This is a genomic window from Psychrobacter sp. TB20-MNA-CIBAN-0197 (assembly GCF_040309765.1).
GTDB classification, from domain to species: domain Bacteria; phylum Pseudomonadota; class Gammaproteobacteria; order Pseudomonadales; family Moraxellaceae; genus Psychrobacter; species Psychrobacter submarinus.
Window position 1 is genome coordinate 1 of the sequence record NZ_JBEOPC010000651.1, and the last position, 269, is coordinate 269.

The 269-nt window shown below is 38.7% G+C and carries 1 pseudogene; it reads right to left on the reverse strand.

Annotated elements, in window-relative coordinates:
- Positions 1-269: pseudogene (locus AAEY83_RS15375) on the reverse strand (transposase); the annotation flags it as partial.

The window sequence follows — 269 nt, forward strand, 5'->3', positions numbered from 1 at the left end:
TCTTTAGCCAACCTCTTGTTATCAGTAATATTAGCTAACTGAGCTGACTTAGTCTTACAGGCTGTTAGTTTGGCCTTGATAGCTTCTTGTATGATCCTCTCATTTTCTCGTTCAAGTGTTTCTAACGCTAAACTACTTTTGAGCTCTTGATTTGCCGCTACATTTTTTTGCTCTTTCTGTATTTGCCAGACTTCCCAAAAGCTACAGCCTTTAAATTCTCTTGAACGATCAGATAAATGAGCTTCCCAATACCTCAGGCTATCTTTCTC